Consider the following 17816-nt stretch of genomic DNA (forward strand, 5'->3'; position numbering starts at 1 on the left):
CTTCGCTTCCTCGCCCCGCAGGACCACACGCCCCTCCGCCACAGGCGCCCCATACGCCCGAAGCAACCCCTTCGCCTGGTATTCGTGGATGTTCATGGGTCCGTCCGTCCTCCCTTTGATCCCGGTCGTTCTGCCGGTTCTATCGTTTACTTGATGAACTGAAGCATCTTCTTGAACTGGGGCGTGCCGGCCCGCCCGAGCCATTCGAAGATGACCATCTCGGTGGTGACGATCCCCGCGCCATAGGCGTTCAGCCGCGCGATGCAGGCGGCTTCGCTTTCCATCGTGCGCGAGGCCGTGGCGTCCGAGACGACAAAGACCTCGAAGCCTTCCTCGATCATGCTGGCCGCGGTCTGGACTACGCAGATGTGCGCCTCCATGCCCGCGAGGACCGCCTGGCGCCGGCCGAGCGCGCGGAATGCGTCTGCGAAGGCGGGCTCCTCCATGCAGGAGAAGTGCATCTTGGGGACGATGGTGGCGTCGTTCGTGCGCAGCTCGGGCACCGTGTGGCCCAGGCCCTGAGGATACTGTTCCGTCATCACGATCGGCACGCCCATCTCGACGGCCCCGGTCATCAGGGTGCGGGTGTTGCGGATCGTGCGGGCAGGGGCCAGCATGGCGGGCACGAGACGTTCCTGCATGTCGATCACGACAAGCGCGGAATCGTCGGCGCGAATCAGCATGTGGCGTCCCTCCCGACCTTTTCTAGGTCTGTGGGATACCAGATACCAATCTCACGCGAAGCAATCAACACATAAGCCTTCCAGGACATCGTTTCAGGCATGAAAGAGTGCGCTTCAAGCGGCAAAACATTCAAAGAAATAAACATATTGATCTGAACCTCGCGGCGGGTCTGGCCGATGGAGCGTCAAAAATGGATTGCCGGGCCGATTTCGTTGTGTATGGTATACCACATGCCGCAGGGCATTCGGGACACAACATTGGGGGAGGTAACAGTGGTGCGGCTTAGTCCGATTCCGTCCAACTTTACCCTCAAGGATCATGTCTACGATATGCTCAAGGGCGCCATCACCGAGATGGACATCTATCGCCAGGGCGCCGACCTCCGTCTGGATGAGCGCTCGCTGGCCGAACAGCTTGGCATCTCGCGCACTCCTCTGCGTGAAGCCATCGCCCGGCTGGAGCGCGATGGCCTCGTCCTCGTGGTGCCCCGCAAGGGCGTCTACGTGCAGCAGAAGAGCCTGACCGAGATCCTCGAGATGATCGTGGCCTGGGCGGCGCTGGAAAGCATGGCTGCGCGGCTTGCGACGGAGCGGGCCAGCGACGGCGAGATCGCGAGTCTCCGCAAGATCGCGGCGAAGTACAACGACGGGACGCTGGATACGCGGATCTCGGAGTATTCCGACGACAACATCCGCTTCCATCAGCGGATCCTCGAAATCTCGAAGTGTGCACTTCTGAAGGAACTGGCCGACGGCCTGTTTCTCCACATGCACGCCGTCCGGCTGCGCGCGATGAGCGAAGGCGACCGCGTCCGGCGCTCGGTCGTCGACCATGCCGAGATCATCGAGGCGATCGAAAGCCGCGATCCCGACGAGGCAGAGCGCCGGGTGCGTGAACATACCATGCGGCTGCACGAGCATGTGCGGCGGACATGGACGAAACTCGAATTGAACCGGATCGCCGCAGCCGAAGCTGCGTCGTGAAAGAATGAAGAACGCGCCGCAAGCGGCGGCGCCAGGGAGGAAAATGATGGGAATCGCTGAATCGAGCGACGATCTGATGGCGCGGTCCGAATCCGCGCCCGAAACGCTGACCGACGGCTTTCACCTGCTGATCGACGCGCTGAAGCTGAACGGGGTCGAGACGATCTATAACGTCCCCGGCATCCCCATCACCGACCTCGGCCGTTATGCACAGGCCCAGGGTCTGCGGGTCCTGTCCTTCCGCCACGAGCAGCACGCCGGCTACGCGGCCGCCGCTGCGGGCTTTCTGACCAAGAAGCCCGGCATCTGCATGACCGTGTCGGCGCCGGGCTTTCTGAACGGCCTGACGGCGCTCGCCCATGCGACGACGAACTGCTGGCCGATGATCCTGATCTCGGGATCGTCGGAGCGCGAGATCGTGGACCTCCAGCGCGGCGACTACGAGGAGATGGACCAGTTGGCCATCGCCCGGCCGCACGCCAAGGCCGCCTATCGCATCCTTCATGCCGAAGACATCGGTCTCGGTGTCGCCCGCGCCATCCGCGCGGCGCTGACGGGACGTCCGGGCGGCGTCTACCTCGATGTGCCGGGCGCGCTTCTGGGGCAGGTCATGGACGCGGCCGAGGGGCAGAAGTCCCTCATCGAAGTGGTTGATCCCAATCCGAAAAGCGTGCCCGCCCCCGAAGCCATCGACCGCGCGGTTGACGTGCTGAAGTCGGCGAAGAAACCGCTCATCATCATCGGCAAGGGCGCGGCATACGCCCAGTGCGACGACACGGTGAAGGAACTGGTCGAGACGCTCGGCTTCCCCTACCTGCCGATGTCGATGGCGAAGGGCCTTCTGCCCGACACGCATCCTCAGTGCGCCTCGGCCGCCCGGTCTCTGGTGCTGGCCGAAAGCGACTGCGTCTTCCTGATCGGCGCACGTCTCAACTGGCTGCTCCAGCACGGGCAGGGCAAGTCGTGGGGCGAGAAGGGTACCAAGAAATTCGTCCAGATCGACATCGAGCCGACCGAGATGGACTCCAACCAGAAGATCGCGGCGCCCCTTATCGGCGACATCGAGAGCTGCTCGAAGGCGCTCTTGAAGGCCATGGGGTCCGACTGGAAGAAGCCCGACGAAAGCTGGACCGGCAAGGTCCGCGAAAAGGTCGAGGGCAACGTCGCCAAGATGGCGCCGCGCCTGAAGAACAACAACTCGCCGATGGACTACCAAGGCTCGCTCGGCGTGCTGAAGGACCTGATCGCCGAGAACCCGGATGTCGTGCTGGTGAACGAGGGCGCCAACGCTCTCGACCAGGCGCGTTCGATCATCGACATCTTCAAGCCGCGCAAGCGCCTCGACGTGGGCACTTGGGGTATCATGGGGATCGGCATGGGCTCGGCCGTGGCCGCAGCCGTCGAGACCGGCAACCAGGTCCTGGCGGTCGAGGGTGACAGCGCCTTCGGGTTCTGCGGCATGGAGATCGAGACGATCTGCCGCTACGACCTGCCGGTCTGCATCGTCATCATGAACAACAACGGCATCTATCGCGGCGACGGCACCAACTGGTCGGGCGGCGAGGATCCGGCGACGACCGTGTTCGTCAAGGGCTCGCGCTACGACAAGATGATGGAGGCCTTCGGCGGCGTCGGCGTTCACGTCGACAACCCCGACGCGCTGCGCGAGGCCGTGAAGGCAGCCTTCGCCAGCCGGAAGCCGACCCTCATCAACGCGGTCATCGCCGAAGACGCGGGCCGCGAGAGCGGCAACATCGGCAACCTCAACCCGTCCTCGGTCGTGGCGCAGGCGCGCTACCCGCAGGCCAAGAAGATCTGATCGGAGGACCAGGACAGATGAAAGCGCTCGAAGGCGTCAAGATCCTCGACTTCACGCACGTCCAGTCAGGCCCGACCTGCACGCAGCTTCTGGCGTGGTTCGGTGCGGACGTCATCAAGGTCGAACAGCCCGGCGTGGGCGATGCGACCCGCAAGCAGCTCGTGGATGTGCCGGGGGCCGACAGCCTCTACTTCACGATGCTGAACCACAACAAACGCTCGATCGAGCTGAACGCGAAGAACGAGACCGGCAAGGCCGTCCTGACGCGCCTGATCGAGGAGTGCGACGTCCTCGTCGAGAACTTCGCGCCGGGCGCGCTCGACCGCATGGGCTTCTCGTGGGACCGGATCCAGGAGATCAACCCGCGCATCATCATGGCCTCGGTCAAGGGCTTCGGCCCCGGCAAGTACGAGGACTGCAAGGTTTACGAGAACGTGGCCCAATGCGCTGGCGGCGCCGCCTCGACGACCGGCTTCCTCGACGGGCCACCGCTTGTCACCGGCGCGCAGATCGGCGACTCGGGTACGGGCCTTCACCTTGCGCTCGGCATCGTCACCGCGCTGTTCCAGCGCGAGAAGTCGGGTCGCGGCCAGAAGGTCCTGGCCCCGATGCAGGACGGGGTCATCAACCTCTGCCGCGTAAAGCTGCGCGACCAGCAGCGCCTTGCGACAGGACCGCTCAAGGAATACTCGCAGTTTGGCGAGGGCATCCCCTTCGGCGACGCGACACCGCGCGCGGGCAACGACTCGGGCGGCGGACAGCCGGGCCGGATCCTCAAGTGCAAGGGCTGGGAGACCGACCCGAACGCCTACACCTACTTCATCATCCAGGCAGCGGTCTGGGAGAAGGTCTGCGACGTCATCGACGAGCCAGAATGGAAGACTGCCCCCGGCTTCGCCAAACCCGCCGACCGGCTGGACAAGCTGAACCAGATCTTCTCGCGCATCGAAGAGTGGACGATGACCAAGACCAAGTTCGAGGTCATGGACACCTGCAATCCTCTGGACATCCCCGTGGGCCCGATCCTGTCCACGAAGGAGATCATGGAAGACGAGGGACTGCGCGCCACCGGCACGATCGTCGACGTCGATCACCCCGAGCGCGGCCGCTACGTCTCGGTCGGTTGCCCGATCAAGCTGTCGGACAGCCCCGTCGAGGTGGTCCGTTCGCCGCTTCTGGGTGAGCATACCGTCGAGATCCTGCAGCAGGTGCTGGGCTACGAAGGCGACGAACTGGAGAAGGTGATCTCCTCCGGTGCGGTTGGCGAGGCACGGAAAGTGGCCGCCGAATAGACGAAGAACCGGCGGGACGCGACACAGAGCGCGCCCGCCGCACACAGGGAGAGTCTGAATGAAATTGATCGTGATGGGCCAGCAGGCGTTCGGCAAGGACGTCCTCGCCAAGCTCCTCGACACCGGAACCGACGAAGTCGTGGCCGTCTATTGCGAGCCCGACCGGGACGGAAAGCCGGTCGACCCGATCAAGGAATACGCGCTGGAGAAGGGATTGCCGGTCGAGCAGCCGGCGAACTTCGACGCGCAGGAGACGCTCGACACCCTCAGGGGCTACGGCGCCGATCTCATGGTGATGGCCTTCGTCAACGTCTTCGTCCCCGAAGCCGCGCGCGACACGCCGACCCACGGCTCGATCTGCTTCCACCCCTCGCTTCTGCCGCTCCACCGCGGTCCCTCGGCCGTCAACTGGCCGATCATCATGGGCTCGAAGAAGTCAGGCTTCTCGTGGTTCTATCCCTCGGACGGTCTCGACGAGGGCGACAGCCTGATGCAGTGGGACTGCGAGATCGGCCCCGACGACACGGTGATCGACCTCTACTTCAAGAAGATTTACCCCGTCGCCGTCGACAGCGTGCTCGATGTCGTCGACCTCTATCGCAACGGCACCCCGCCGCGCATCGTCCCCGACGAAAGCGAAGCGACCTATGAGCGGCGCTGCACGACGAAGCACTCCGAGATCAACTGGAACCGGCTTGTCGGCCAGGTCTACGACCTGATCCGCGGCACCAATCCCGCGCCAGGTGCGTGGACGACGCACAACGGCAAGACCGTCGGCATCTTCGACAGCGTCCGCGTCCCGGGCGACGGCATCTCGTCGCGCGTCCGCGCGATCGGCGATGACGGGATCGAGGTGCAATGCGTCGGCGGCCGAATACTCGTCAAGCGCGTCCGGCCCGAAGGTGGCGGCAAGGTGTCCGCCGCCGAGTGGGCATCCGAAGTCGGCCTGAAGGTCGGCGACGAACTTGGAAACTGAAATCAAGACTCCGGAAAGAACACACACATGTCCGATATCGAAATCGCCCGCGCCGCCAAGAAGAAGTCGATCCAGGAGATCGGCACGAAGGTCGGCATCCCGACCGAGCACCTGCTGCCCTATGGCCACGACAAGGCGAAGGTCAGCCAGGAGTTCATCAACTCGGTGCAGGACCGCCCGAACGGCAAGCTGATCCTCGTGACCGCCGTCAACCCGACGCCGGCCGGCGAGGGCAAGACGACCACGACCGTGGGTCTCGGCGACGGTCTGAACGCCATCGGCAAGAAGGCGATGATCTGCATCCGCGAAGCTTCGCTCGGGCCGAACTTCGGGATGAAGGGTGGCGCTGCCGGCGGCGGCTATGCGCAGATCGTCCCGATGGAGGACATGAACCTCCACTTCACCGGCGACTTCCACGCCATCACCAGCGCCCACTCGCTGCTGTCGGCGATGCTCGACAACCACATCTACTGGGGCAATGAGCAGCAGATCGACGTGCGCCGCGTCGCCTGGCGCCGGGTCGTCGACATGAACGACCGTTCGCTGCGCCAGATCACGTCCAGCCTCGGCGGCGTCGCCAACGGCTATCCGCGCGAGGATGGGTTCGACATCACCGTGGCTTCCGAGGTCATGGCGATCCTCTGCCTGTCGAACGATCTGAAAGATCTTCAGAAGCGGCTCGGCGACATGATTGTGGCCTATCGCCGTGACAAGACGCCGGTCTACTGCCGCGACATCAAGGCCGACGGCGCCATGACCGTGCTCCTCAAGGACGCGATGCAGCCGAACCTCGTGCAGACGCTCGAGAACAACCCGGCCTTCGTCCACGGCGGCCCCTTCGCCAACATCGCGCATGGCTGCAACTCGGTCATCGCGACCAAGACCGCTCTCAAGCTGGCCGATTACGTCGTGACCGAGGCCGGCTTCGGCGCGGATCTGGGCGCCGAGAAGTTCATGGACATCAAGTGCCGCAAGGCGGGCCTGGCCCCCGACGCCGTCGTGCTGGTGGCGACCGTCCGCGCGCTGAAGATGAACGGAGGCGTCAAGAAGGACGATCTCGGCAAGGAAAGCGTCGACGCGGTCAAGAAGGGCTGCGCCAACCTTGGCCGGCACATCGAGAACCTCAAGCAGTTCGGCGTGTCCGTGGTCGTGGCGATCAACCACTTCGTCAAGGACACCGACGCCGAGATCCAGGCCGTCATCGACTTTGTGGCGACCCAGGGCTCCGAGGCGATCCTCGCCAAGCATTGGGCCGACGGCTCGAAGGGCTCGGCCGACCTTGCGCGGAAGGTGGTCGAGGTGGTCGAGCGCGGCAAGTCCAACTTCGCGCCGCTCTATCCCGACGAGATGCCGCTCTTCGAGAAGATCGAGACCATCGCCAAGCGCATCTACCGGGCCGACGAGGTGATCGCGGACACAAAGGTCCGGGGCCAGCTCAAGGAATGGGAAGAGCAGGGCTACGGCCATCTTCCGGTCTGCATGGCCAAGACGCAGTACAGCTTCACCACCGACCCGAACCGCCGCGGCGCGCCCACGGGCCATTCGCTGCCGGTGCGCGAAGTGCGGCTGTCGGCCGGCGCGGGCTTCATCGTCGTCGTCTGCGGCGACATCATGACCATGCCGGGCCTGCCGCGCGTGCCGTCGGCGGAAAGCATCTATCTGAACGACGACGGCCAGATCGAAGGTCTGTTCTGAAACACGACGCACGCGCCGCCGCCGCAGGCGGCGCGTCACCACAAGGGAGGACACCGTGCTAGACAAGATCCTCGTACCGGTCAGGGGCGACGGCAAGGGCGACAACGTCCTCGCTCACGCGGCGGCATTGGCGAAACGCTTCGGTTCGCACATCGTCGTGGCCCACTGCCGGGCACGCCCGGAAGACCTCATGCCGTTCGGCGTGCCGCTGCCGTCCTTCGTGCGCGACCAGCTCCTCAAGCAGTCCTACGATCTCGCCGACGAGGTCGAGCAGGGGCTCCGGGCCGAGCTGCACGCCCTCGCGATGAGCCTCGGCCTGAGCGAAACCGATCCTCCCCACGGCGGATCCGCGACCATCTCGTTCGTCGAGCAGACGGGCCGCATGGTCGACGTCATCAAGACGCATGGACGCCTTGCGGACCTGATCGCCGTGCCGAAGCCCGACCGCGACCGCAACATCGGCGTGAACTCGCTGAAGACGGCGCTTTTCCGCACTGGCCGTCCCGTCCTGATGTGCCCGCACCAGGACACCATCCCGGCCGATATCGGCGCGCATCTGACGATCGGGTGGAACGGCTCGATGGAGGCGGCGCGTGCCGTCGCCCTGACGCTTCCTCTGATCGGCGCGGCCGAAAAGGTCACCATCCTGTCCAGCGGGCAGGGCGAACCGAACGGGGCGATGACCTCGGATCTGGTCGAATATCTCGCGCTTCGAAATGTGAAAGCCGAAGTGGCAACATTCAATTCCCGCAATCCCGGCAAGGGATTGCTTGATGAGACACGTGCAGTTGGGGCTACACTGCTCGTCATGGGTGCCTACGGCGACAGCCACGAACGAGAGACGCTGTTCGGCGGAAACACCCAGACGGTAGTCGACGAAGCGACCCTGCCTGTCGTGATGGTGCACTGAAGGAACGACCCGCGGCGCACGCACCCGCCGCAGAAGAAGAACGGCACGTCAAGAAGCCGGCTATCGATAAAGTGAGACCTGCAATCATGCAGAACCAACAGTGGAGGATACTATGAAAGTGACCAAGCGCACATTCCTCGGCCTTGCCGGGGCTTCGGCGATTGCCTTGTCCGCGGCGCCCGCCGTGGCGCAGGGCTGGGAGCCGACCCGTCCGATCGACTTCGTCATCATGGCGGGTCCCGGCGGCGGTGCAGACCAGATCGCCCGCTTCATCCAGTCTGTCGTCGAGAAGAACGACATGGCTCCGCGTCCGCTCGTTCCGAACAACAAGGGCGGCGGTTCCGGTGCCGAGGCGCTGATCTGGCTCAACAACGCCAGCGACCCGGATCACACGATCCTCGTGACGCTGAACTCGTTCTTCTCCACGCCGATCCGTCAGCCCGACCTCGGGATCGACATCATGACTTTCACGCCGATCGCGATGATGGGCGTCGATCCCTTCGCGCTGTGGGTCCACAAGGACAGCGGCATCGAAAGCTTCGAGCAGTGGGTCGAGACCGTGAAGGGCGCCAATGGCGATTATGTCACGGGCGGAACCGGCACCGGTCAGGAAGACAGCATCGTCTTCGCCTACACCAACAACGCCTTCGACATGAACTCGAAGTACATCCCGTTCGATGGTGGCGGCGCTGTTGCGGCGGCTCTTGCCGGCCAGCAGATCCAGGCGACCGTGAACAACCCCGCGGAAGCGCGTGGCTTCTTCCAGTCGGGCGACGTGCGTCCCCTCCTGGTGTTCTCGGACGAAGAGATGCCGGCCTATCCGGGCATCCCGACGATGAAGTCGAAAGGTCACGACTTCAGCTACTACAATCAGCGGGCCGTCGTCGGTGCGCCGGGCATGTCGGACGAGGCAGCGGCTTACTATCAGGACCTGTTCAAGAAGGTCTACGAGTCGCCGGAATGGCAGGGCTATCTCGAGTCCGAGTCGCTTTCGCCGCTCTGGATGAACCCGGAAGAGCAGAAGGCCTACTGGGAGCTCCAGATGGACGTGCACAAGCAGTTGCTGGCCGAAATCGGCAACTGACGACCACGCGTAACTGAAAACAGGGAGGGCTGGCCATGAGGCGCGGCGAAATCATCACGGCGGGCGTGCTGGCCCTCCTCTCGATCTACCTGATGGTCGACAGTACCAAGCTCGGCGTCGGCTATGTCGCCGGAAAAGGACCGGCGGGCGGCTTCTGGCCGTTCTGGCTGTCAGTCGGCATGCTGATCTCGACGGGGTTCATCGCCCTGAACTGGTATCGCCGGACCAGCCCTCCCTCTCAATCCGACGAGCCCGTCCTTGACGCCTACGGCCGCAAGATGCTGTTGCTCGTCGGCGGCGGGATCATCGTCTTCGTCGGGCTGATCGACATCATCTCGATGTACGGCGCGATTGCCGTCTTCCTGTTGTACTACCTGCGGTTCCTGGGCCGCCACGGCTGGGTCCTCACGCTCTCGATGGCACTCGTTCTTCCCGTCGCGATGTTCTTCTTCTTCGAGGGACTGATGCGGATCAACATGCCCAAGGGGATGAGCTTCACGGCTCCCGTCTACGACGTCCTCTACGACATCATCTACTAGCTCCGGACCGACAAGCTTCACAGGAGGCGCACCAGCTATGGAAATTCTCTCGCTTCTGGGCGACGGCATGCTTATTGCCATTCAGCCCCTCAATATTCTTCTGATCCTCGTGGGCGTGACGGTCGGTCTGTTCATCGGCGCGATGCCGGGACTGGGATCGGTCAACGGGGTGGCGATCCTTCTTCCGATCACCTTCCTGGTCCCGCCGGGATCGGCCATCATCTTCCTCGCGGCGATCTACTATGGCGCGATGTACGGGGGCGCGATCTCGTCGATCACGCTCGGCATCCCCGGAGCCTCGACCGCGGTGGCGACGACTTTCGACGGTCGCCCGCTCGCGCTGAAGGGCAAAGCCCGGCTGGCGCTGGTCGCCGCGGCGGTCGCCTCGTTCATCGGCGGGTCCGTCGCGAACATCTTCTTCACGCTGTTTGCGCCGCTCCTCGCCACCGTCGCTCTCAATTTCGGTCCGCCCGAGATCTTCGCGCTCATGCTCCTGGCCTTTGCCACCTTCGTCGGCCTCGGCGGGGACGACATCCCGAAAACGGTCCTCTCGATCTGCTTCGGCCTCGTGGTCGCGGCGATCGGCTTCGACCAGATTTCCGGCGCGCCGCGTCTGGTCCTTTTCGGCATGAACGGCTTCCTCGGCGGCATCAACTTCCTCGTCCTCGCCATCGGGGTCTACGGCATCGGCGAGATGCTCTGGACGCTCGACACGACGCGCGGTGAGGTCACGTCCAGCAAGGCCGACATTTCGGCCAAGGGCATCATCACCGACACCGGCGAGACCTTCCGGCTCGGCTGGAAGGGCATGTCGATCGGTTCGGTGCTGGGCTTTTTCGTCGGTATCCTGCCTGCGGCGGGTGCCACTCCGGGCTCGCTGATGTCGTATGGCGTCACGAAGATGCTCTCGAAGAACCCCAAGGAGTTCGGACAGGGCCACGTCAGCGGCGTGACCGCGCCCGAGGCGGCCAACAACTCGGCCTCCACCGGCGCGATGCTGCCGATGCTGACGCTCGGCATCCCGGGGTCGCCCACGACGGCCATCCTCCTCGGCGGCATGGTGATCTGGGGTCTGACGCCCGGTCCGCGCCTCTTCATCGAGCAGTCGGACTTCGTCTGGGGCCTGATCGGGTCGTTCTACGTCTCGAACTTCTTCGCTCTGGTCGTGAACCTGGCCTTCATCCCGCTCTTCATCTGGATGCTGCGGATGCCCTTCACGGTTCTCGCGCCGCTGATCTTCGTGCTGTCGATCGTCGGCGGTTACGCCGCGATGGCGGACATGTTCGACGTGTGGCTTATCGTGCTCTTCGGAATCGGCGCGTTCTTCCTGCGGAAGTTCGACTATCCGGTGGCCCCCGCGGTGCTGGCGATCGTCCTCGGCCCGATCGCCGAGCCGACCTTGCGGCAGTCGCTTCTTCTGTCGTCGGGCGATCCCACGATCTTCTTCACGCGTCCGATTGCGGGACCGATCACGTTCGTCGCCATCATCCTGATCCTCCTTCCGGCGCTGAAGTACCTGCGCCCGGCGAAAGCCCGCCCGGCGGAGTGAAGCCAGTCGCATCGCCGCGATGCGAGAGCAGGCGCCTCCGGGCGCCTGTTTCTTTTTGCGTACATTAACAACGCAACACATATCCTGCCTGTGATGTAAACGGCCTACACGAATACCCGAATTCCGTGGCCAGGACGCGGTCGCGCAATTATCTTTCGTGGTGAGAGGGCGATGTCCGCCCGCGAGGAGGTTCACATGGCCCGGAAGATTCTCATCCTTGGCGCGTCCTACGGCTCGCTGCTCGGCACCAAGCTTCTTATGGCGGGACAGGACGTGACGCTCGTCTGCCGAACCGACACGGCGGGGCTGATCGAGGAGCAGGGGACCGAGGTCCGCATCCGTCTCAAGGACGAAGAGACGCACCGAACCTTCCGCTCGGGCGACCTGCCTGGACGTCTTTCGGCCTGCACGCCTGCCGATGCGGTGCCGTCCGACTATGACATGGTGGCGCTCGCGATGGCCGAGCCGCAGTATTCCAGCCCCGAAATCCGCCGGCTGATGGCCGAGATCGCCAAGTCCGGCGTGCCCTGCCTGTCGATCATGAACATGCCGCCGCTGCCCTACCTCAAGCGCATCCCCGGCCTGAACGCCGACCGGCTTGGCGCCGCCTTCACCGCGCCCGAGGTCTGGTCGGGCTTCCGTCCCGGCCTCGTCACGCTCTGCTCGCCCGACCCGCAGGCGTTCCGCCTGCCGGACACCGGCGCGAACGTGCTGCATGTCGGGTTGCCGACCAACTTCAAGGCAGCGCCATTCGAGGACCCCCGCGATACGGCGGTTCTCAAGGAGCTCGAAGCTGCCATCGATGCCGTCCGGGTCGACGGCAAGGATGTACCCGTCAAGCTGCGGGTCCACGATTCGCTCTTCGTGCCTTTCGCCAAGTGGGCGATGCTGATGACCGGCAACTATCGCTGCGTCATGCCGCAGGGCGTCCGACCGATCCGCGACGCCGTTCTCGGCGACGCCGCGCGGTCCGAGGCGATCTACACCACTGTCGACCGCATCGTGATGCGCCTCGGGGCGACGGACGGGGAGCTTGTCCCCTTCGTCAAGTACGCCGCCGCCGCCGAAGGACTTCAGAAGCCGTCCTCGGCCGCGCGCGCCATCGACGCGGGCGCCGACCGGATCGAGCGGGTGGATCTCCTCGTCCAGCTCATCGCCGACCAGCTGGGGCTCGCGTCGACCGACATCGACACGGTCGTGTCGACGGTGACATCGCGACTGTCCGCGAACCGTCAGGCGGCCGCCGCCGCCTGAGGGGTCAGCTTTCGTAGCGGGTGTTGCCGCGCCGGTCGGTGCTGATGGGAAGCTCGACGAACAGCGGCTGGTGCGCCCGCTGCGCGCAGTTCTGGCGCGGGCAAAGGTGGCAGTTGATGCCGATGGGGCTGAAGAGCCCGCCGCTCTCCAGGTTGAAGGCGTCGGCATAGCCGATCTGTTCTACGAAGCGGAACTCGCAGCCGAGCGCGACGGCCAGCCGCCGGTCCTGGCTTTCCCATGAGAAAACAGGACGATCCGAGGTGCGGCTCAGGGTGAAGAACCGCTCGCCCTCGGGCAATTCTACGAACTGCGGCAGGATCACGCCCGGCGTGCGGAACGAGGTGTGAATGTTCCAGACAGGGCAGGCGCCGCCGAATTCGGCCAGGTTGAAGGTCGTCGAGTTGAACCGCTTGGTGACGTTGCCCGCCTTGTCGACGCGCAGGAAGAAGAAGGGCACGCCGCTCGCGTTCTTGCGCTGAAGCGTCGTGAGCCGGTGGCAGACCTGCTCGAAGGACACGCCGAAGGCGGCGGCGATCCGGTCGACGTCGTAGCGCGTCTTCTGCGCCGCCTCCAGAAATTCGGCGTAGGGCATCAAAAGGGCCGCAGCGAAATAGTTGGCCAACTCGACCTGGCAGCGGGCCAGTCCCGTGGGCGACGAGATGCCCGAGCCCGCCACGAGGTCCGACAGCGTCTTTGCCTGCTCCAGCAGGCAGATGACATGGGCCAACTGGAACGTGCGGTTCTGGTGGTCCAGCGCCTCGGACAGATGCACGCGAGACGTTTCGCGGTCATAGATCCTCAGCGCCTCGCTCATCGCGCCCGCAGACTTGATCTCGACCGTGACGCCGTGGCGGTCCAGCAGGCGCGCCTTGAGCATCGGGTAGACGTCGTCGGGGCTGCAGGGTTGGTCGGCGCGCAGCTTCTCGGCAGCGGTCTCGAGCGCGGGGAAGTGGTTTTTGTTCTCACGGAAGAAGTCGTGGATGATCGCCTCCGGCGACGAGGCGAGCAGGTCCTCGGGCATCCTCTCGCGGCCTTGCCGCAGCATTTTATCCAGCGTCATCCGGTGCGTGCGGTAGACCTGGAGAAATTTCTCGACTAGTCCCGGCGCGTGGTCGATGGCAGCGCGAAGCTCCTGAAGGTCGGGAGCGTTCTCGAAGATCGGATCCTGCAGAACGCTGCGCAACTCGGCCAGCGTGTTCGACGAGGGGTCCTTCACCAGTTCGCGCCAGTCGACCTGATAGGCGTCCGACAGCGCCATCAGCATCTGTACCGACAGGCTGCGCTGGTTGTTCTCGAGAAGGTTCACATAGGCCGGGCTGACGCCAAGCACCTTGGCCATCTGCGCCTGGGTCTGTTTGTGCGCGCGCCTAAGCTGGCGCAGCTGTGGGCCGACGAAGGTCTTCTGCATGGGCTCCTCCCGCAGTTAACATCTTTACATCGAACCACGTCAGTTCTCCACACCTACAACACATCAACCCCATTTCGTGTGCGCAGACCCGCCTCGGGTGATACTGGTATACCACAGATTTGCCCATGCCGGGTCAAGACGTATGACGGAGGAGACGACATGGACGGCCTGATACACCCTGCCGACGGAAGCTTTTTCCAGGCGACGCTCGCCGAAAGCGATCCAGCACTCGCTGACACGATCCGGCGCGAGCTGGGGCGCCAGCGCGACGAGATCGAGCTGATCGCGTCCGAGAACATCGTCAGCCGCGCGGTGCTCGAGGCGGCCGGTTCGGTGCTGACCAACAAATATGCCGAAGGCTACCCGGGCCGCCGCTACTATGGCGGCTGCCAGTACGTCGACGAGGCCGAGACGCTGGCCATCGAGCGGGCGAAGAAGCTGTTCGGCGTGGGCTTCGCCAACGTCCAGCCCTCGTCCGGCAGCCAGGCGAACCAGGCGGTGTTCCTGGCCCTTGCCAAGCCCGGCGACACCATCCTCGGCCTGTCCCTCGACGCGGGCGGACACCTGACGCACGGGGCCAAGCCCAACCTGTCAGGCAAGTGGTTCAACGCGGTCTCCTACGGCCTCGGACCCGACGAGCGCATCGACATGGAGCAGGTCTCCCGTCTCGCGCACGAGCATCGCCCCCGCATCCTCATCGCGGGCGGGTCGGCCTATCCGCGCATCATCGACTTCGCCGCCTTCCGCGCCATCGCGGACGAGGTGGGCGCGATCCTTTTGGTCGACATGGCGCACTTCGCGGGCCTCGTCGCGGGCGGCGTTCATCCCAGCCCCTTCCCGCACGCCCATGTCGCCACCACCACGACGCACAAGACCCTGCGCGGACCGCGCGGCGGGATGGTCGTGACGGACGACGAGGACATCGCGAAGAAGATCAACTCCGCCGTCTTCCCGGGCCTTCAGGGGGGACCCCTGATGCACGTCATCGCCGCCAAGGCCGCGGCCTTCGGCGAGGCGTTGCGGCCCGAGTACCGGGAGTATGTCTCGCGCATCGTCGAGAACGCCGACACGCTGGCCCGCACGCTCAAGGCCGGCGGCTTCGACATCGTCTCGGGCGGGACCGACACGCACCTGATGCTGGTCGACCTGCGGCCCAAGGGCGTCACCGGCAACCTCGCCGAGCAGGCGCTCGGGCGGGCGCACATCACCTGCAACAAGAACGGCGTCCCGAACGATCCCGAGAAGCCGACCGTTACCAGCGGCGTCCGTCTCGGGACACCGGCCTGCACCACGCGGGGCTTCGGCGCGGCAGAGTTCAAACAGGTGGGCGAGATGATCACCCGCGTGCTCGACGGTCTCGCCGCCAACGGACCCGACCGCAACCAGCCGGTCGAGGACGAGGTCCGCGCCGAGGCGCAGGCGCTCTGCGACCGTTTCCCGATCTACCCGACCCTGTGAGGAGGACAGAGAGATGAAAACCGGATACACCGGACTGGCCGTTCCCGGCCCCACCAACATGCCGTTCCAAGTCCGCAAGGCGATGGATGTGGCGCTGGAAGATCACCGTGCGCCGGACTTCCCGGCATTCACGAAGCCGCTCTTCGAGGACCTGAAGAAGATCTTCAAGACCGAGACCGGTCGCGTCTTCGTCTATCCCTGTTCCGGCACCGGCGGATGGGAGGCGGCGATCACCAACACGCTGTCCGAGGGCGATACCGTTCTCGCCTCGGTCTTCGGTCAGTTCTCGCTCCTCTGGGTCGATCTCTGCCAGCGCTTCGGCCTCAAGGTCGACGCCATTGACGTGGAGTGGGGCAAGGGAGTGCCGCTCGACGACTATCGCGCGAAGCTCTCGACGGACAAGGATCACAGGATCAAGGCCGTCCTCGTCACCCACAACGAAACCGCGACCGGTGTGACCTCGGACGTGGCGGGCGTGCGGCGCATCCTCGACGACCTCGGGCACCCGGCGCTGTTGTTCGTGGACGGCGTCAGTTCCATCGCCTCGATCGACTTCCGCATGGACGAGTGGGGCGTCGACGTCGTTGTGTCGGGCTCGCAGAAGGGCTTCATGATGCCCACGGGCCTCGCGATCCTCGGCGTCAGCCAGAAGGCGCTCGGCATGGCCGATGGCGCCGGTCTGCGGCGCTGCTTCTTCGATTTCCGGGACATGGTGAAGACGAACGACCAGGGCTACTTCCCCTACACTCCGGCGGCGACGCTGCTGCACGGCCTCCGCGCCTCTGTCGACATGCTGCTGGAGGAAGGTCTCGAGAACGTCTTTGCCCGCCATCACCGGCTCGCCTCCGGCGTTCGCGCGGCGGTCGAGGCCTGGGGTCTGAAGAACTGCGCCAAAGGGCCGGAGTGGTATTCGGACACGGTCACGGCCATCGTCGCGCCCGAGGGCTTCGACGCCAACGCCGTCATCAAGACCGCCTACGACCGCTACAACCTCTCGCTCGGCGCGGGGCTGAACAAGGTCGCGGGCAAGGTCTTCCGGATCGGACACCTGGGCTGGCTGAACGAGATCATGGTGCTCCAGGCGCTCGGCGGGGTCGAGATGGCGATGCGCGACGTGGGCATTCCGTTCCAGGCCGGTGCCGGGGTCGGTGCCGCCGTCGAACACTTCACCGACACGCGCGCGGGCGTTCGCATGGCGGCCGAATGACCCGGATCGTCTTTCTCGACCGATCCACGCTCGGGCCGTCCGTCGACGTGCGGCGGCCCGGGTTCGACCACGAGTGGGTGGAACACGACCGCACCCGCCCCGACGAGGTGATCGAGCGCCTGAAGGGCGCGGACATCGCCGTGTCGAACAAGGTGCCGATCGGCCGCGACGCCATCGAGGCGCTGCCGGAGCTCAAGATGATCGCCATCCCGGCCACGGGCTATGACGCTTTCGCCATCGACGCCTGCCGCGAGCGCGGCATCGTCGTGTCGAACGTGCGCGGCTATGCCGTCAACACGGTGCCCGAGCATACCTTCGCCCTGATCCTCGCGTTGCGGCGCAGCCTTGTCGGCTTCCGGCAGGACGTGATCGACGGCAAGTGGCAGGAAGCGGCGCAGTTCTGCTTCTTCACCCACCCGATCCGCGACCTCTCCGGTTCGACCATCGGCATCTTTGGCGAGGGCGTGCTGGGGCAGGGGGTCGCCGACCTCGCCCGGGCCTTCGGGATGCGCATCCTCTTCGGTGCGCACAAGGGAGTTGAAGGGTTGGGGCCGCTCTACACGCCGTTCGATCAGGTGCTGGAGGAGGCGGACGTCATCACGTTGCATTGCCCGCTGATGCCGTCGACGAAGAACATGATCGGTGCGCCCGAGTTCGCGAAGATGAAGCGCGCTCCCTTGCTCATCAACTGCGCGCGCGGCGGGCTGGTGGACGAGGCGGCGCTCGTCGAGGCACTGGACAGGGGCCAGGTGTCCGGCATCGGCTTCGACTGCCTGACCAGTGAGCCGCCAAGGCCCGACAATCCGCTTCTGAAGGCGCTCGACCGTCCGAACGTCATCGTGACGCCGCACACGGCCTGGGCCAGCGACGAGGCGATGCAGACGCTCTGGGATCAGCTCGTCGACCACCTCGAGAACTTCCAAAAGGGAACGCCCTCGAACAACCTCACGGCCTGAGG

15 protein-coding genes are annotated in these 17816 nt (G+C 64.9%); 13 read left to right on the top strand and 2 right to left on the bottom strand.

Features of this window, described 5'->3' with window-relative positions; all coding sequences use genetic code 11:
- Nucleotides 1-146 precede the first annotated feature (146 nt).
- Nucleotides 147-683 carry a hydrolase gene (locus C8D95_RS04465; RefSeq protein ID WP_109757982.1) on the bottom strand — a complete coding sequence of 179 codons (537 nt, stop codon included), beginning with the start codon at nt 681-683 and terminating at the stop codon, nt 147-149.
- A 231-nt stretch (nt 684-914) separates the two neighbouring features.
- On the opposite strand from C8D95_RS04465, the gene C8D95_RS04470 reads away from it, so the two are divergent.
- From C8D95_RS04470 to C8D95_RS04515, 10 genes are all read left to right on the top strand, one after another.
- On the top strand, nt 915-1667 hold the full coding sequence (locus C8D95_RS04470) for a GntR family transcriptional regulator (protein WP_164721698.1): 753 nt from the start codon (nt 915-917) through the stop codon (nt 1665-1667).
- A 46-nt stretch (nt 1668-1713) separates the two neighbouring features.
- Nucleotides 1714-3486, top strand: a complete 1773-nt coding sequence (gene oxc, locus C8D95_RS04475) for an oxalyl-CoA decarboxylase (protein ID WP_206508318.1) — start codon at nt 1714-1716, stop codon at nt 3484-3486.
- A gap of 17 nt (nt 3487-3503) precedes the next feature.
- Entirely contained in the window at nt 3504-4778 is a 1275-nt protein-coding gene (gene frc / locus C8D95_RS04480) for a formyl-CoA transferase (RefSeq protein WP_109757983.1), read from the top strand.
- 58 nt (nt 4779-4836) lie between these two features.
- Entirely contained in the window at nt 4837-5754 is a 918-nt protein-coding gene (locus C8D95_RS04485; RefSeq protein WP_241239676.1) for a methionyl-tRNA formyltransferase, read from the top strand.
- Nucleotides 5755-5781: 27 nt separating this feature from the next.
- Nucleotides 5782-7449 carry a formate--tetrahydrofolate ligase gene (locus tag C8D95_RS04490; RefSeq protein WP_109757984.1) on the top strand — a complete coding sequence of 556 codons (1668 nt, stop codon included), beginning with the start codon at nt 5782-5784 and terminating at the stop codon, nt 7447-7449.
- A 55-nt stretch (nt 7450-7504) separates the two neighbouring features.
- Nucleotides 7505-8359, top strand: coding sequence for a universal stress protein (locus tag C8D95_RS04495; RefSeq protein WP_109757985.1), 855 nt, complete (start codon nt 7505-7507; stop codon nt 8357-8359).
- Nucleotides 8360-8471: 112 nt separating this feature from the next.
- A complete protein-coding gene (locus tag C8D95_RS04500) occupies nt 8472-9443 on the top strand; it encodes a Bug family tripartite tricarboxylate transporter substrate binding protein (protein ID WP_109757986.1) in 972 nt (323 codons plus the stop codon).
- 35 nt (nt 9444-9478) lie between these two features.
- Nucleotides 9479-9982: a tripartite tricarboxylate transporter TctB family protein gene (locus C8D95_RS04505; protein WP_109757987.1), complete on the top strand. Its 504-nt coding sequence runs from the start codon at nt 9479-9481 to the stop codon at nt 9980-9982.
- Nucleotides 9983-10019: 37 nt separating this feature from the next.
- Nucleotides 10020-11531 (top strand): tripartite tricarboxylate transporter permease, encoded by a 1512-nt coding sequence (locus C8D95_RS04510; protein WP_109757988.1) that lies wholly within the window; start codon nt 10020-10022, stop codon nt 11529-11531.
- Nucleotides 11532-11726: 195 nt separating this feature from the next.
- Complete coding sequence (locus C8D95_RS04515; protein WP_109757989.1) at nt 11727-12785, top strand: ketopantoate reductase family protein; 1059 nt, start codon at nt 11727-11729, stop codon at nt 12783-12785.
- 4 nt (nt 12786-12789) lie between these two features.
- On the opposite strand, the gene C8D95_RS04520 is transcribed toward C8D95_RS04515, so the two are convergent.
- Nucleotides 12790-14193 (bottom strand): helix-turn-helix domain-containing protein, encoded by a 1404-nt coding sequence (locus C8D95_RS04520; RefSeq protein WP_109757990.1) that lies wholly within the window; start codon nt 14191-14193, stop codon nt 12790-12792.
- Nucleotides 14194-14352: 159 nt separating this feature from the next.
- Between C8D95_RS04520 and glyA the strand changes: the two genes are divergently transcribed.
- The 3 genes from glyA to C8D95_RS04535 are packed head-to-tail and all read left to right on the top strand — an operon-like array spanning nt 14353 to nt 17814.
- A complete protein-coding gene (gene glyA / locus C8D95_RS04525; protein ID WP_109757991.1) occupies nt 14353-15651 on the top strand; it encodes a serine hydroxymethyltransferase in 1299 nt (432 codons plus the stop codon).
- A gap of 13 nt (nt 15652-15664) precedes the next feature.
- Nucleotides 15665-16858 carry an aminotransferase class V-fold PLP-dependent enzyme gene (locus C8D95_RS04530; protein ID WP_109757992.1) on the top strand — a complete coding sequence of 398 codons (1194 nt, stop codon included), beginning with the start codon at nt 15665-15667 and terminating at the stop codon, nt 16856-16858.
- Complete coding sequence (locus C8D95_RS04535) at nt 16855-17814, top strand: D-2-hydroxyacid dehydrogenase (RefSeq protein WP_109757993.1); 960 nt, start codon at nt 16855-16857, stop codon at nt 17812-17814. Before C8D95_RS04530 ends, C8D95_RS04535 begins: the two co-directional genes overlap by 4 nt.
- Nucleotides 17815-17816 lie beyond the last annotated feature (2 nt).

Origin of the sequence: Silicimonas algicola, from assembly GCF_003148765.1 — a bacterium.
In the GTDB taxonomy this organism is placed as follows: Bacteria; Pseudomonadota; Alphaproteobacteria; order Rhodobacterales; family Rhodobacteraceae; genus Silicimonas; species Silicimonas algicola.

Bases quoted from the DNA above. Each gene is read 5' to 3' on its own strand.
- C8D95_RS04465 (WP_109757982.1), bottom strand. From the start codon at position 683: ATGCTGATTCGCGCCGACGATTCCGCGCTTGTCGTGATCGACATGCAG.
- C8D95_RS04470 (WP_164721698.1), top strand. From the start codon at position 915: ATGCCGCAGGGCATTCGGGACACAACATTGGGGGAGGTAACAGTGGTG.
- oxc (WP_206508318.1), top strand. From the start codon at position 1,714: ATGGGAATCGCTGAATCGAGCGACGATCTGATGGCGCGGTCCGAATCC.
- frc (WP_109757983.1), top strand. From the start codon at position 3,504: ATGAAAGCGCTCGAAGGCGTCAAGATCCTCGACTTCACGCACGTCCAG.
- C8D95_RS04485 (WP_241239676.1), top strand. From the start codon at position 4,837: ATGAAATTGATCGTGATGGGCCAGCAGGCGTTCGGCAAGGACGTCCTC.
- C8D95_RS04490 (WP_109757984.1), top strand. From the start codon at position 5,782: ATGTCCGATATCGAAATCGCCCGCGCCGCCAAGAAGAAGTCGATCCAG.
- C8D95_RS04500 (WP_109757986.1), top strand. From the start codon at position 8,472: ATGAAAGTGACCAAGCGCACATTCCTCGGCCTTGCCGGGGCTTCGGCG.
- C8D95_RS04505 (WP_109757987.1), top strand. From the start codon at position 9,479: ATGAGGCGCGGCGAAATCATCACGGCGGGCGTGCTGGCCCTCCTCTCG.
- C8D95_RS04510 (WP_109757988.1), top strand. From the start codon at position 10,020: ATGGAAATTCTCTCGCTTCTGGGCGACGGCATGCTTATTGCCATTCAG.
- C8D95_RS04515 (WP_109757989.1), top strand. From the start codon at position 11,727: ATGGCCCGGAAGATTCTCATCCTTGGCGCGTCCTACGGCTCGCTGCTC.
- C8D95_RS04520 (WP_109757990.1), bottom strand. From the start codon at position 14,193: ATGCAGAAGACCTTCGTCGGCCCACAGCTGCGCCAGCTTAGGCGCGCG.
- glyA (WP_109757991.1), top strand. From the start codon at position 14,353: ATGGACGGCCTGATACACCCTGCCGACGGAAGCTTTTTCCAGGCGACG.
- C8D95_RS04530 (WP_109757992.1), top strand. From the start codon at position 15,665: ATGAAAACCGGATACACCGGACTGGCCGTTCCCGGCCCCACCAACATG.
- C8D95_RS04535 (WP_109757993.1), top strand. From the start codon at position 16,855: ATGACCCGGATCGTCTTTCTCGACCGATCCACGCTCGGGCCGTCCGTC.